At 75.5% G+C, this 12,547-nt stretch carries 13 protein-coding genes; 10 read left to right on the top strand and 3 right to left on the bottom strand.

Features of this window, described 5'->3' with window-relative positions:
• The first annotated feature begins 154 nt into the window (after positions 1-154).
• The 6 genes from ACFYUZ_RS17025 (at position 155) to ACFYUZ_RS17000 (ending at position 6,739) form a co-directional block, all read left to right on the top strand.
• Positions 155-1,330, top strand: coding sequence for a sulfite oxidase (locus tag ACFYUZ_RS17025; RefSeq protein ID WP_389309798.1), 1,176 nt, complete (start codon positions 155-157; stop codon positions 1,328-1,330).
• 65 nt (positions 1,331-1,395) lie between these two features.
• Positions 1,396-2,226, top strand: coding sequence for an ammonia-dependent NAD(+) synthetase (gene nadE / locus ACFYUZ_RS17020; RefSeq protein ID WP_389309795.1), 831 nt, complete (start codon positions 1,396-1,398; stop codon positions 2,224-2,226).
• A gap of 146 nt (positions 2,227-2,372) precedes the next feature.
• Positions 2,373-3,680, top strand: a complete 1,308-nt coding sequence (locus tag ACFYUZ_RS17015) for an alpha/beta fold hydrolase (RefSeq protein WP_389309792.1) — start codon at positions 2,373-2,375, stop codon at positions 3,678-3,680.
• Between the two features lie 157 nt (positions 3,681-3,837).
• Complete coding sequence (locus ACFYUZ_RS17010) at positions 3,838-4,968, top strand: substrate-binding domain-containing protein (protein WP_389309790.1); 1,131 nt, start codon at positions 3,838-3,840, stop codon at positions 4,966-4,968.
• A gap of 89 nt (positions 4,969-5,057) precedes the next feature.
• Positions 5,058-5,990, top strand: a complete 933-nt coding sequence (locus tag ACFYUZ_RS17005; protein ID WP_389309788.1) for an SIS domain-containing protein — start codon at positions 5,058-5,060, stop codon at positions 5,988-5,990.
• Complete coding sequence (locus ACFYUZ_RS17000) at positions 5,987-6,739, top strand: PIG-L deacetylase family protein (RefSeq protein ID WP_389309785.1); 753 nt, start codon at positions 5,987-5,989, stop codon at positions 6,737-6,739. Before ACFYUZ_RS17005 ends, ACFYUZ_RS17000 begins: the two co-directional genes overlap by 4 nt.
• 101 nt (positions 6,740-6,840) lie before the next feature.
• On the opposite strand, the gene ACFYUZ_RS16995 is transcribed toward ACFYUZ_RS17000, so the two are convergent.
• The 3 genes from ACFYUZ_RS16995 to ACFYUZ_RS16985 form a co-directional block, all read right to left on the bottom strand.
• A complete protein-coding gene (locus ACFYUZ_RS16995) occupies positions 6,841-7,614 on the bottom strand; it encodes a VOC family protein (RefSeq protein WP_389309782.1) in 774 nt (257 codons plus the stop codon).
• A gap of 97 nt (positions 7,615-7,711) precedes the next feature.
• Positions 7,712-7,945, bottom strand: a complete 234-nt coding sequence (locus tag ACFYUZ_RS16990) for a hypothetical protein (protein ID WP_389309779.1) — start codon at positions 7,943-7,945, stop codon at positions 7,712-7,714.
• A gap of 84 nt (positions 7,946-8,029) precedes the next feature.
• Complete coding sequence (locus tag ACFYUZ_RS16985) at positions 8,030-8,350, bottom strand: hypothetical protein (protein ID WP_389309776.1); 321 nt, start codon at positions 8,348-8,350, stop codon at positions 8,030-8,032.
• 153 nt (positions 8,351-8,503) lie between these two features.
• Between ACFYUZ_RS16985 and ACFYUZ_RS16980 the strand changes: the two genes are divergently transcribed.
• The 4 genes from ACFYUZ_RS16980 to ACFYUZ_RS16965 all read left to right on the top strand — a co-directional run bounded on the left by ACFYUZ_RS16980 (position 8,504) and on the right by ACFYUZ_RS16965 (position 12,454).
• Positions 8,504-9,091, top strand: a complete 588-nt coding sequence (locus ACFYUZ_RS16980) for a helix-turn-helix domain-containing protein (RefSeq protein ID WP_093872553.1) — start codon at positions 8,504-8,506, stop codon at positions 9,089-9,091.
• A gap of 68 nt (positions 9,092-9,159) precedes the next feature.
• On the top strand, positions 9,160-10,128 hold the full coding sequence (locus tag ACFYUZ_RS16975; RefSeq protein ID WP_389309773.1) for an NADPH:quinone oxidoreductase family protein: 969 nt from the start codon (positions 9,160-9,162) through the stop codon (positions 10,126-10,128).
• Positions 10,125-11,306, top strand: a complete 1,182-nt coding sequence (locus ACFYUZ_RS16970; RefSeq protein WP_389309771.1) for an acyl-CoA dehydrogenase family protein — start codon at positions 10,125-10,127, stop codon at positions 11,304-11,306. The genes ACFYUZ_RS16975 and ACFYUZ_RS16970 overlap by 4 nt, the downstream gene beginning before the upstream one ends.
• Positions 11,303-12,454: an acyl-CoA dehydrogenase family protein gene (locus tag ACFYUZ_RS16965; protein ID WP_389309768.1), complete on the top strand. Its 1,152-nt coding sequence runs from the start codon at positions 11,303-11,305 to the stop codon at positions 12,452-12,454. The genes ACFYUZ_RS16970 and ACFYUZ_RS16965 overlap by 4 nt, the downstream gene beginning before the upstream one ends.
• Positions 12,455-12,547: the final 93 nt, after the last annotated feature.

Raw genomic sequence — 12,547 nt, 5'->3', positions numbered from 1 at the left:
CGGTCCGCGCCGGGGCTCCGGCAGAGGTGGGCGGGGCAGTCCGCGCCGTGGCTCCGCCAGGTCCGCCGGAGGTGCCCGCGCCGAGGCCCCGACAGCCCCGACGGCGCCGTCCCGTCGAGGTGCCGGGCCCCTGGGCCGGGCGCACCATGAGGGCATGGACGGATCCCTGAGTGGTCTGAGCGACATCAGCACACCGGGACGCGTGGCCGGCCCCGAGGAGGGCGTCACCGCGCAGGAGCTCGCCCTCGCCGCCCGGAACCACGGACTGCCCCTCGAAGCCCTGCGGTACGACGTGACCCCGCCCGGCCTCCACTACGTCCTCGTGCACTACGACATCCCCGCCACCGACGCGGACGGCTGGCGGCTCGCCGTCGGCGGCCGGGTCCTGCGGCCGCTCGACCTGGACCTGGCCGCGCTCCGCGCCCGGCCCGCCGTCACCCGCCGGGTGACCCTGGAGTGCGCCGGGAACGGCCGGGCCCGGCTCACGCCCCGTCCCGTCAGCCAGCCCTGGCTGGTCGAGGCCGTGGGGACCGCCGACTGGACCGGCGTCCCGCTCGCCGCCCTCCTCGCCGAGGCAGGCATCGCGGAGGAGGCGGTCGACGCGGTGTTCACCGGAGCCGACCACGGCGTCGAGCGGGGCGTCGAGCAGGACTACCGCCGCGCCCTGCCCCTGGCCGCGGCGGCCGACCCCGCCCGGGACGTCCTCGTCGCGTACGCGATGAACGGCGCCCCCCTGCCGCCGCAGCACGGCAGCCCGCTCCGGCTCGTCGTCCCCGGCTGGTACGGCATGGCGCACGTGAAGTGGCTCCACGACATCACGCTCACGGACACCCCGTACACCGGCTTCCAGCAGAGCGTCGCCTACCGCCTGCGCCGGGAGGCGGACGAACCGGGGGAGCCCGTCACGCTCATGGCGCCCCGGGCCCTGATGGCGCCGCCGGGCTTCCCCGACTTCATGTCCCGCACCCGCGTCGTGCGCCCCGGCCCCGTGCCGCTCACCGGGCGCGCCTGGTCCGGGCACGGCCCGATCGCCCGCGTCGAGGTCAGCGAGGACGGCGGGGCGGCCTGGACCGACGCCGAGACCGAGCGGGACCCCGCGCACCCCTGGGCCTGGTCCGCCTGGCGCGCCACCTGGAACGCGACGCCGGGACTGCGCCACCTGACCGTGCGGGCTACCGACGCCGAGGGGAACGTCCAGCCGCTCACCGCACCGTGGAACCGCGGCGGCTTCGCCAACAACCTCGTCCAGCGGGTCGAGGTCCTGTGCACCCCGGACGGTTCGGCTCCGTCCGCCCGGGACGCGTCCACGACCCCGGCGGGCGGCGCGTAGAGTCGACTCCGGTGCACCCCGTACCAGCGGGTACACCGTCGACCGACCCTGACGAGGAGACCTCCGTGACCGACCCGGCGTCCACCGCCCTCCAGCAGCAGATCGCCCGGGACCTCCAGGTCGCCGACGCCTTCGACCCGACGGCGGAGATCGAGCGCCGGGTGGCCTTCCTCACCGAGCGGCTCACCTCCACCGGGCTGCGCTCCCTGGTCCTCGGCATCAGCGGCGGCGTCGACTCCACGACCGCGGGCCGGCTCTGCCAGCTCGCCGTGGAGCGGGCCCGCGCCGCCGGCCACGACGCCACCTTCTACGCGATGCGCCTGCCGTACGGCGTGCAGGCCGACGAGCGGGACGCGCAGACCGCCCTCCGCTTCATCCGCGCCGACCGGGTCCTCACCGTGGACGTCAAGGCGGCCAGCGACGCGGCCCTGGAGGCCTGCCTCGCCGGCGGGACGACCTTCCGCGACGCCCGCCACCAGGACTTCGTGCAGGGCAACATCAAGGCCCGGCAGCGGATGATCGCCCAGTACGCGGTCGCCGGCGCCCACGACGGTCTCGTGGTCGGCACCGACCACGCCGCCGAGGCCGTCTCGGGCTTCTTCACCAAGTTCGGCGACGGGGCCGCCGACGTCGTCCCGCTGACCGGCCTGACCAAGCGGCGCGTCCGCGCGATCGCCGACGAGCTGGGCGCCCCCGCCGAGCTCGTGTGGAAGACCCCCACGGCCGACCTGGAGACCCTCGACCCGGGCAAGGCCGACGAGGACGCGCTCGGCGTCACCTACGACGACATCGACGACTTCCTGGAGGGCAAGCCGGTCGCGGAGGCCGCCTACGCCACGATCGTCCGCCGCTACGAGCTCACCGAGCACAAGCGGCAGCTGCCCATCGCCCCCTGAGCGCCCGCCGGCGCGGCCGGGCCACCCCCGGACGGCCCGGTCCGGGGCGGCCCCCGCCGACGACGGGGAAGGGGCCTGCCCCGGAACGCCCGCGCCGTGTGGTCCACTGTCCGCGCGGGGGCGTACCGAACAGGAGCAGGAGCAGCGTGACCACCTACCGGCAGCCGGGCCTCGTCCTCACGGACCACCGCTTCCCCGTCCCCCTCGACCACACCCGCCCCGACGGCGAGCGCATCGAGGTCTTCGGCCGTGAGGTCGTCGCGAGCGGCCACGCCGGATCCGGCCGCGAGAAGCTGCCCTGGCTGGTCTACCTGGAGGGCGGCCCCGGCTTCGGTGCCCGCCGCTTCATCGGCCCGCAGGCCTGGCTCGGCCGCGCCGTGAAGGAGTTCCGCGTCCTCCTCCTCGACCAGCGCGGCACCGGCCGCTCCACCCCCGCCAACCGCCAGACCCTGCCGCTGCGCGGCGGTCCGGCCGAGCAGGCGGACTACCTGGCCCACTTCCGCGCCGACTCCATCGTCAAGGACTGCGAGCTGATCCGGCGCCGCCTCACCGGCGGCGCCCCCTGGACCGTCCTCGGCCAGAGCTTCGGCGGCTTCTGCGCCACCCACTACCTCTCCACCGCCCCCGAGGGCCTGGACACCGTCCTCGTCACCGGCGGCCTGCCCTCCCTCGACGCCACCGCCGACGAGGTCTACCGCGCCGCGTACCCCCGCGTCCGGCGGAAGAACGAGGCCCACTTCGCCCGCCACCCCCAGGACGCCGAACGGGCCCGCGCGATCGCCGCCCACCTCCTCGACCGGGAGGTCACCCTCCCCGGCGGCGGGCTCCTCACCGTCGAGGCCTTCCAGTCCCTCGGCATCCTCCTCGGCTCCGGCGAGGGCACCCACCAGCTCCATCTGCTCCTGGAGGGCGCCTTCGTGCCCACCCCGGGCGGGCCCGCCCTCTCCGACGCCTTCCTGGAGCAGGTCCAGGCGCACCTCTCGTACGCCGGACACCCGCTGTACGCCGTGCTCCACGAGGCCATCTACGCCCAGGGCCGGGGCCCCACCGACTGGGCCGCCGAGCGGATCCGCGCCGAACACCCCGAGTTCGACGCCCGCACGGCGCTCGCCGAGGGCGCGCCGCTGCTCTTCACCGGCGAGACCGTCCACCCCTGGCACTTCACCACCGACCCCGCCCTGCGCCCGCTCCGCGAGACCGCCGAACTGCTCGCCGCGCGCACCGACTGGTCCCCGCTGTACGACCCCGAGCGCCTGGCCGCCAACAGGGTCCCGGTGGCGGCCGCCGTCTACCACGACGACATGTACGTCGACACCGCCCACTCCCTGGAGACCGCGCGCGCCGTACGAGGCCTGCGGACCTGGGTGACCGACGAGTTCGAGCACGACGGGGTGCGGGCCGGCGGGCCGCGCGTCCTCGACCGGCTCCTCGCCCTCGCCCGGGACGAGGTCTGACCGGGACGAGGTCCGACCGGAGCGGGATCTGACCGGGACGGGATCCGAACTCCGGGCCCGGCGGCGGGAGCATAGGATTCGGCGCGCAATCGATCAGCGATGACGTACGACGTCTGACGCGGCCGGGGCGCGCCCGGCCCGGCACGAGGGGGCCCGGATGGCGGCACGCGAGACACCGGCCCCCGGCCGGGAGCTGAAGTTCCGGGCCCTCATGGCGGAGCTGCGGCGCGGCATCCTCGACGGCACCTGGCCCCCCGGCAGCAAGCTCCCCACCGAGCGGGCGCTCGCCATCGAGACGGGCCTCTCGGTCACCACCGTCCGCCGCGCCTACGAGGACCTCGTCGCCCTCGGCCTCGTCGAACGGCGCCAGGGCGCGGGCACCTTCGCCGCCCACCGACCCGAGCGGGACCGGGCCGACCGCCGGATCGTCGGCGTCCTCGTCCCCGACACCGCCTTCTACTACCCGCGCGTCCTCCAGGGCATCGAGAAGGAACTCGCGGCGGTCGGCGCCCGGCTCGTCCTCGCCTGCTCGCGCTACGACCCCGCCGAGGAGGACGCCGCCGTCGAACGGCTCCTCTCCGCCGGGGTCCACGGGCTCCTCCTCGTCCCCAGCCTGCACACCGCCACCGACCCGGGGCGGCGTGCCGAGGAGCTCCTCGCCCTGCCCGTCCCCGCCGTCCTCGTCGAACGCCGGCTCGCCGCCCACGGCCCCGGCGACCCCACCGAGCACGTCTGCACCGACCACGAGGGCGGTGCCTACGACGCCGTGCGCCATCTGCGAGCCCTCGGCCACGAGCGGCTCGGGCTCGTCGCCCGCACCGACGCGCCCACCACCGCGCCCATCGAGTCCGGCTTCGCCCGCGCCCTCACCGACCTCGGACTGCCCGCCGCGACGTACGAGCGGGACGTGATGGCCCGCTGGGAGCCGGACCGCGCCGACCGGGGGCTCGCCGCGCTGCGCTCCGCCGGGGTGACCGCCGCGCTCTGCTTCGGCGACCGGGAGGCCGCCCTGCTGCTCGGAGCGGCCCGCAGGGCCGGGCTCCGGGTGCCCGAGGACCTCGCCCTGATCAGCTACGACAACGAGTTCGCCGATGTCGCGGAGACCCCGCTGACGGCCGTCTCGCCCCCCAAGTACCAGCTCGGCCGCCTGGCGGCGCAGATCCTGCTCCGGCGGCTCGCCGAGGGGGACGCGGCCCCGCTCCACCAGGTGCAGCTGAGACCGCGCCTGGTGGTCCGGGCCTCCTGCGGCGGGCGGACGCCGGGGGACCCACAAAAGTCCAAGCGGTGAGTCCGGATTGCTCATGGTGTGCTCCGGTCGCGCGGGGATACAACTCGGTCCGGACCCGTGAGGGCCCCTGCGAGGAGAGGACCCGGACCATGAGCACCCACGTCAGCGCGGAGATCGCCGGCCAGCCCGACTGCTGGCGCCGTGCCGCCGAGATCGCCGACCGCGACACCGGCCTGCTGCCGGCCCGGGGCGAGCGGGTGGCCGTCGTCGGCTGCGGCACCTCGTACTTCATCGCCCGCGCCTACGCGGCCCTGCGGGAGTCCCTCGGAGCGGGCGAGACCGACGCGTTCCCCGCCTCCGACGCGACCCCGCTCGGCCGCGGCTACGACCGGATCGTCGCCCTCACCCGCTCCGGCACCACCACGGAGGTCGTGGACCTGCTCGCCCGCGCCGCCGGCCGCGTCCCGACGCTCGTCGTCACCGGCGTCCCGGACAGCCCCGCCGGGCGGCTCGCCGACCGGATCGTCGACCTCGGCTTCGCCGACGAACGCTCCGTCGTCCAGACCCGGTTCGCCACCACCGCCCTCCAACTCCTGCGCGCCGGGCTCGGGGTGGACCTGGGCCCGGCGATCGCCGACGCCGAACTCGTCCTGTACGAGCGGCTGCCCGCCGCCTGGGAGCGGCGCGGTCAGTTCACCTTCCTCGGCACCGGCTGGACCGTCGGCCTCGCCGACGAGGCGGCGCTCAAGCTGCGGGAGGTGGCCCGCGCCTGGACGGAGTCGTACGCGGCGATGGAGTACCGCCACGGCCCGATCAGCATCAGCGACCGGGCGAGCCTGGTCTGCTGCATCGGGCCGGAGCCCTCCGGCCTCCGGGACGAAGTGGAGTCCACGGGCGCCCTGTTCGCCGCCGACGCGATCGACCCGGTCGCGGCCCTCGTCCGCGCCCAGCGGCTCGCGGTCGCCCTCGCGGACCGGCGCGGCCTCAACCCGGACCGCCCGCGCCACGTCTCGCGCTCGGTGATCCTCGCCGGGGCGTTCCGCCCCACGGTGCCGGACGCGACCCGTATCCTGCGGGCATGATCGACACGGATGCGACGGACCTCCTGGAGATGCCCGGCGACTGGCGGCGCGCCCTGTGCGTCGTCGCCCACCCCGACGACCTGGAGTACGGCTGCGCGGCGGCGGTCGCCGCCTGGACGGACGAGGGGAAGGAGGTCGCGTACGTCCTCGCCACCCGGGGCGAGGCCGGCATCGACACCCTCGCCCCGGACGTCTGCGGCCCGCTCCGCGAGCGCGAGCAGCGGGACAGCGCCGCCGTCGTCGGCGTGGGCACCGTCGAGTTCCTCGACCACCGCGACGGCGTGATCGAGTACGGGCTCGGGCTGCGCCGGGACATCGCGGCCGCTATCCGCCGCCACCGCCCGGAGCTCGTGATCACCCTGAACCACCGCGACACCTGGGGCGGGGGCCCGGGCGCCCCCTGGAACACCCCGGACCACCTGGCCGTCGGCCGGGCCACGCTGGACGCGGCCGCCGACGCCGGGAACCGCTGGATCTTCCCCGAACTGACCGAGCAGGGCCTGGAGCCCTGGAACGGCGTCCGCTGGGTCGCGGTCGCCGCCTCCAGCACCCCGACCCACGCGGTCGACGCGACCCCGGGCCTGGACCGCGCGATCCGCTCCCTCCTCTGCCACCGCGCCTACATCGAGGCCCTGACGGACGAGGACCCGGAGAAGTACGTCCGCGACTTCCTGACCATGGCGACGTCCCGCGCCTCCGCCCGCTTCGGCGACCGCCCGGCGGTGACGTTCGAACTCTTCGGCCGGTAGGGCCGGGAGGCGGCCCCGGACCGGCGAGACCGTGCCGGGCGCGTACGCCGTCCGTCCTCCCTCCGTCCGTCCTCCCGTGGTGGACGGACGGCCGACGGCAGCTACCCCCTCGGCGCGGGCTTCAGTACCGCGAAGATCGCGTCGAAGGGGTCGGCGAGCCAGGCGATGCGGCCGACGTCGGGGATGTCGGCGGCGGGCATCAGGACCGAGCCGCCGTTGCCCTGGGTGGAGAGGGCGATCGCGTCGGCGTCCTCGACCGCGAAGTACGGGACCCAGGACGGCGTCATCCCTTCCTGGGCCTCCGCCACGCCGCCGAAGGAGGCGTCCTCCTGGTCTCCCTCGGAGGTGGAGACGACGCGGTAGGTCATGCCGGGCGCGTCCATCTCCGACCAGCGCCAGCCGAACAGGGTCCGGTAGAAGTCGAGCGTGGACTCCGGGTCGGGGACGTGCAGTTCGGTCCAGAGGAGGGTGTGGGGGGAGGAGGTCCGCTCCAGGCCCTTCACCCTGCCCGGCTGCCAGACGGCGAACTCGGCGCCGGCCGGGTCGGTGAGGCAGGCCATGCGGCCCGCGTCCATGACGTCGAAGGCCTCGACGCGCACCCGCCCGCCCGCCGCCTCGGCGGCCTTCTGGGTGGCGGCCGCGTCCGAGGTCTGGAAGTACACCGTCCAGGCGCTGCGCGCGCCCTCGTCGAGCGGCCCCAGGGCGCCGACCGTGTGGCCGTCCTGCTGGAAGAACCCGTAGCCGCCGGCCTCCGGCCCCGCCGACCGGAACTCCCAGTCGAAGACGGCTCCGTAGAACGCGGCGGCGGCCTCGGTGTCGGGGCTGCCGAGGTCGAGCCAGCTGGGGGAGCCCTGGGTGAACTGCGTACCGAGCATGGAGGTGTCCCGTCCTTGTGTCGTACGTGGCCGAATGTGGTCACCATGGCCGATCCTCGCCCGCGGGCCCCCGCGGCGCAGCCCCAGCCGCCGCGTTTCATCCGGCCGGGCGACGGCCCACCGCCTCCTCCGGATCGGCGAGCAGCAGCTCGTCGCCGATCGCCACGCCCGCCCGGTAGCCCCGGCTCACCGCGTTGACCACCTGCTCCTGCGGGCCCGTCACGTTCCCCGCCGCCCGGACGCCCCGGACGCTCGTCCGGCCCGTCCCGTCGACCGCGACGGACTCCCCGAACGGGGTCTCGCGCAGCTCCGCGCCCAGCTCTCGGAGCACGTCGTCCCGCGCCGCGAGCCGCCGCGCCCCGACGAGGACCCACCGAGCGCGGCACGGTCCGCCCGTCGGCGAGCCGGACGCCGGTCAGCCGGTCGTCCTGGACGGCGAGCCCGGCGACCTCGCCGGTGACGATCTCGACGCCGGCCGCGTCGAGCAGCGCCGCGTCCCGGGGGAGAGTCCGCCGGCCGTGTGCAGGAAGAGCGTGACGTCCTTCGACCAGCGCGAGACCGTCAGCGCCTGGTGCGCGGGCATCGCCGGGTGGGCGATCGCTCCGAACGGCAGGTCGCGGACCTCCCGGCCGTGGCAGTACGGGCAGTGGAGCACGTCCCGGCCCCGGCGTTCGGGCACCCCGTCGATCTCCGGCAGCTCGTCGACGACCAGGGTGCGCAGCCGCGAGCGGCCCATGATCAGCGCCGCGCTGAGCCCGGCCCGCCGCCGCCGACCACCACCGCGTCGTACCGCCCGGGGGCGTCCTGTGTGTGCGCGTTCATGGTGAGAGGGTCGTTCCGCTCGTGAGCTTTCCGCAAGGAATCTTGCCGTTTCTGCAACACTGGCCGTATGACCGAAGACGACCGCATCGACGCCGTGCTGACCGAGGTGGGCCCCCGGCTCCGCCGTGTCCGCCGTGACCGCGGGGTGACGCTCGCCGAGCTCTCCGCCGCCACCGGGATCTCCGTGAGCACCCTGTCCCGGCTGGAGTCCGGGCAGCGCAAGCCCAGCCTCGAACTGCTCCTGCCGCTCGCCCGCGCCCACCAGGTCCCCCTGGACGAGCTGGTCGGGGCCCCGCCGGTGGGGGACCCCCGGGTCAAGGCGAAGCCCATCGTGCGCCACGGGCGGACGATGTACCCCCTGACCCGGCAGCCCGGCGGCCTCCAGGCGTACAAGGTGATCCAGGAGAAGGCGCACGAGGCACCGGAGCCCCGGGTGCACGAGGGGTACGAGTGGCTGTACGTGCTCTCCGGGAGGCTCCGGCTCGTCCTGGGCGAGCACGACGTCGTCCTGGCCGCCGGCGAGGCGGCCGAGTTCGACACGCGCGTCCCGCACTGGTTCGGGCCGACGGCCGAGGGTCCGGTGGAGTTCCTGAGCCTGTTCGGGCCACAGGGGGAGCGCATGCACGTCAGGGCGCGCCCCAAGAAGTCCGGCTGACCGGTTCCCCCGGGGCAAGCGACCGCTTAGTATGCCACCGACCGCTCGGTACGGAGGAGGCATTCCGGATGCAGGCATGGCGTGTGTACGAGAACGGCGAACCGCGCGCGGTGATGCGCCGCGAAGAGGTGGAACCGCCCGCGCCCGGCGACGGCCAGGTCCTCCTCAGGGTCCGCGCGGCGAACGTCAACTTCCCCGACGCGCTGCTCTGCCGCGGCCACTACCAGGTGCGGCCCCCGCTGCCCTTCACCCCCGGCGTCGAGGTCTGCGCCGAGACCGAGGACGGACGCCGGGTCATCACCACCGCCGCCCTCCCGCACGGCGGCTTCGCCGAGTACGCCCTCGCCGACGCCGCCGGGCTCCTGCCCGCCCCGGAGGCGCTCGACGACGCCGAGGCCGCCGCGCTGCACATCGGCTACCAGACCGGCTGGTTCGGCCTGCACCGCCGCGCCGCCCTCCGGGAGGGCGAGACCCTCCTCGTCCACGCGGCGGCGGGCGGAGTCGGCAGCGCCGCCGTCCAGCTCGGCAAGGCGGCGGGCGCCACCGTCATCGGAGTCGTCGGCGGCCCGGAGAAGGCGGCCGTCGCCCGCGCCCTCGGCTGCGACCTGGTGATCGACCGCCGCTCCGAGGACGTCGTCGCCGCCGTCAAGGCCGCGACCGGCGGCCGGGGCGCGGACGTGATCTACGACCCGGTCGGCGGCGAGGCCTACCAGCAGTCCGCCAAGTGCGTCGCCTTCGAGGGCCGGATCGTGATCGTCGGCTTCGCGAGCGGCACCGTCCCCGCCCCCGCCCTCAACCACGCCCTGGTGAAGAACTACTCGGTCCTCGGCCTCCACTGGGGCCTGTACGCGGCGAAGGACCCGGCCTCCGTCGGCCGCTGCCACGAGACCCTGACCGCCTACGCGGCGAAGGGGCTGATCAAGCCGCTCATCGGGGAGCGCGTCCCCTTCGCCGGCGCTGCGGACGCCGTCCAGCGCGTCGCCGACGGCACCACCACCGGCCGCCTGGTCGTCCTCCCGGAAGGAGCCCACGCATGACCGACGCCGAGGAACTCCGCTCCCGCACGAGGCGGTTGCTCGCCGAGCACCCGCCCGCCACGACCGACCGCACCGACTTCCTGAAGGCCCGCTTCGACGCCGGACTCGCCTGGGTGCACTACCCCGTCGGCCTCGGCGGACTCGACGCGCCCCGCGCCCTCCAGGCCGTCGTCGACGCCGAACTCGCCGCCGCGGGCGCCCCCGACAACGACCCGCGCCGGATCGGCATCGGCCTCGGCATGGCCGCCCCCACCCTCCTCGCGTACGGCTCCGAGGAGGTCAAGTCCCGCTTCCTGCGCCCCCTCTGGGTCGGCGAGGAGGTCTGGTGCCAGCTCTTCAGCGAGCCCGGAGCCGGCTCCGACCTCGCCGCCCTCGGCACGCGGGCCGTGCGGGACGGCGAGGACTGGGTGGTCGACGGGCAGAAGGTGTGGACCTCCAGCGCCCACATCGCCCGCTGGGCCATCCTCATCGCCCGCACCGACCCGGACGCGCCGAAGCACCGCGGCATCACCTACTTCGTCTGCGACATGACCGACCCGGGCGTCGAGGTCCGGCCGCTGCGCCAGATCACCGGCGAGGCCGAGTTCAACGAGGTCTTCCTCACCGGCGTCCGCATCCCCGACGCCCACCGCCTCGGCGAGGTCGGCGACGGCTGGCGGGTCGCCCAGACCACCCTGATGAACGAGCGGGTCTCCATCGGCGGCGCCCGCGTCCCCCGCGAGGGCGGCATGATCGGGAAGCTCGCCACGACCTGGCGCGAGCGCCCCGAGCTGCGCACCCACGAGCTGCACCGGCGCCTCCTCGACCTCTGGGTCGACGCCGAGGTCGCCCGGCTCACCGGCGAACGCCTCCGCCAGCAGCTCGTCGCCGGACAGCCCGGCCCCGAGGGCAGCGCGATGAAGCTCGGCTTCGCCCGGCTCAACCAGGCCATCAGCGGCCTGGAGGTCGAACTCCTCGGCGACGAGGGCCTGTTGTACGGCGAGTGGGAGATGCGCCGCCCCGAGCTCGTCGACTTCACCGGCCGCGACGCCGGCTACCGCTACCTGCGCTCGAAGGGCAACTCGATCGAGGGCGGGACCAGCGAGGTGCTCCTCAACATCGTCGCCGAGCGGGTCCTCGGCCTGCCGCCCGAGCCCCGCAACGACAAGGACGTCGCCTGGAAGGACCTGGCCCGATGACCGCACAGACCGATCTCCTGTACTCCGAGACCGAGGACGACCTGCGGTCCGCCGTCCGCGCCCTGCTCGCCGACCGGGCCGGCCACCAGGCGCTGCTCGACCGGATCGAGACGGACGACCCGTACGTCCCCGGCCTCTGGAAGTCCCTCGCGGGCGACATCGGCGCCGCCGGACTCCTCGTCCCCGAGAAGCTCGGCGGCCAGGGCGCGAGCCACCGCGAGGCCGCGGTGGTCCTGGAGGAGCTGGGCCGCGCGGTGACGCCGCTGCCGTACCTCACGAGCGCGGTGGTGGCCACGGAGACGCTCCTCGGCCTGGCGGGGGAGGGCGGCGGCGGCCCGGCCGTCGACCTCCTGGCGGAGCTCGCGAGCGGCCGGACGGTCGCGGTGCTCGCCGCACCCCTGTCGACCGCGCCGGACGCGGAGCCGTTCCCTCCCGGAGCGCCGGCCGCGGAACCGTCCCCGTCCGCCGTGACCGGCGCCGGGCCGCTGCCCGCCTCCACCGTCGCGGGCGTCGCCGACGCCGTCGCGGCCGACGTCCTCCTCGTCCCGCGCGCCGACGGCCTGTACGCCGTACCGGCCGGAGAGGCGGCCGTCGAGCCGCAGGTCCCGCTCGACCTCACCCGCCCCCTCGCCCGCGTCACCCCGGCGCCCGGGAGCGGCACCCGGCTCGCCGACGGCGAGGCCGCCCGCGCGGCCGTCCGGCGCGGCCTCCTCGCCGGCGCGGGACTGCTCGCCTCCGAGCAGCTCGGCCTCGCCGAACGGTGTCTGGAGGAGACCGTCCGGTACACCCGCGAGCGCCACCAGTTCAACCGGCCCGTGGGTTCCTTCCAGGCCCTGAAGCACCGCATGGCGCAGCTGTGGCTGGACGTCGTCGGGGCCAGGGCCGCGGCCCGCGCCGCCGCCGACGCCCTCGCCACCGGCGCCCCGGACGCCCCGCTGACCGTGGCGGTGGCCCAGGCCTACTGCTCCAAGGTCGCGGTCCGCGCCGCCGAGGAGTGCGTGCAGCTGCACGGCGGGATCGGGATGACCTGGGAACACCCGGCGCACCTGGCGCTGAAGCGGGCCAAGTCCGACCAGATCGCCCTGGGTTCGACGGGCCGGCACCAGGACGCGATCGCGGCCCTGATGGACCTGCCCGCGCCCGCCTGACGGAGCGGGGGCCTCCGGGTAAGGGGCCCCCGCATCCGCACTCCTCTACATGCTGTTTAATTGCAAGCTGTTCGCAACAGCAGTTGATCTTCA

Origin of the sequence: Streptomyces sp. NPDC004266 (genome assembly GCF_042874095.1) — a bacterium.
GTDB lineage: Bacteria > Actinomycetota > Actinomycetes > Streptomycetales > Streptomycetaceae > Streptomyces.
Note: the sequence above shows the minus strand (reverse complement) of the source record. Positions and strands in the feature narration are given on the sequence as shown.

Excerpts from the sequence above, each read along its gene's own strand:
- ACFYUZ_RS17025 (WP_389309798.1), top strand. The coding sequence starts at position 155 with ATGGACGGATCCCTGAGTGGTCTGAGCGACATCAGCACACCGGGACGC.
- ACFYUZ_RS17010 (WP_389309790.1), top strand. The coding sequence starts at position 3,838 with ATGGCGGCACGCGAGACACCGGCCCCCGGCCGGGAGCTGAAGTTCCGG.
- ACFYUZ_RS17005 (WP_389309788.1), top strand. The coding sequence starts at position 5,058 with ATGAGCACCCACGTCAGCGCGGAGATCGCCGGCCAGCCCGACTGCTGG.
- ACFYUZ_RS17000 (WP_389309785.1), top strand. The coding sequence starts at position 5,987 with ATGATCGACACGGATGCGACGGACCTCCTGGAGATGCCCGGCGACTGG.
- ACFYUZ_RS16995 (WP_389309782.1), bottom strand. The coding sequence starts at position 7,614 with ATGCTCGGTACGCAGTTCACCCAGGGCTCCCCCAGCTGGCTCGACCTC.
- ACFYUZ_RS16985 (WP_389309776.1), bottom strand. The coding sequence starts at position 8,350 with ATGGGCCGCTCGCGGCTGCGCACCCTGGTCGTCGACGAGCTGCCGGAG.
- ACFYUZ_RS16980 (WP_093872553.1), top strand. The coding sequence starts at position 8,504 with ATGACCGAAGACGACCGCATCGACGCCGTGCTGACCGAGGTGGGCCCC.
- ACFYUZ_RS16975 (WP_389309773.1), top strand. The coding sequence starts at position 9,160 with ATGCAGGCATGGCGTGTGTACGAGAACGGCGAACCGCGCGCGGTGATG.
- ACFYUZ_RS16970 (WP_389309771.1), top strand. The coding sequence starts at position 10,125 with ATGACCGACGCCGAGGAACTCCGCTCCCGCACGAGGCGGTTGCTCGCC.
- ACFYUZ_RS16965 (WP_389309768.1), top strand. The coding sequence starts at position 11,303 with ATGACCGCACAGACCGATCTCCTGTACTCCGAGACCGAGGACGACCTG.